The organism is Alteromonas sp. W364, from assembly GCF_031846205.1.
Classification (GTDB): domain Bacteria; phylum Pseudomonadota; class Gammaproteobacteria; order Enterobacterales; family Alteromonadaceae; genus Glaciecola; species Glaciecola blandensis.
This window is the reverse complement of the sequence record NZ_JAVRID010000035.1, coordinates 1-424: the sequence shown is the minus strand read 5'-3', so window position 1 is coordinate 424 and position 424 is coordinate 1. Positions and strand designations below refer to the sequence as shown.

Here is a 424-nt window from a genome sequence, read left to right as displayed (position 1 = left end):
ATTAAGTGCAAGCACCTAACATTAAGGTTTAAAAAACCTTAATGGATAAACACATCATGCTTATTCATTAAGGTTGTTTCTCCGACACACGTTTCACCAGCAAATGGTAGGCTTGGGCAGACTTGAACTGCCGACCTCACCCTTATCAGGGGTGCGCTCTAACCAGCTGAGCTACAAGCCTAAAATCTTCCCTTTAGCGAGCAGTAAATGGTCAGCAAGGTTTCCTTGCGGTAAAGCCAATTTGCGCGCCCACTTGCTCAGCAAGTGTTTGTAGGTAAAGACTGGTGGAGCTAAGCAGGATCGAACTGCTGACCTCCTGCGTGCAAGGCAGGCGCTCTCCCAGCTGAGCTATAGCCCCATTTTATCGCCTGTGGGCGTTAAAACAGTTTAAGTGGTGTCGTTTCTTCTTCATATAAACAAGACT

Annotated in this window: 2 tRNA genes; both read right to left on the bottom strand. The window is 46.7% G+C overall.

What is annotated here, in order from left to right:
• Positions 1–104 precede the first annotated feature (104 nt).
• Positions 105–181, bottom strand: a tRNA-Ile gene (locus RM556_RS17340).
• A gap of 101 nt (positions 182–282) precedes the next feature.
• A tRNA-Ala gene (locus RM556_RS17335) sits at positions 283–358 on the bottom strand.
• Positions 359–424: the final 66 nt, after the last annotated feature.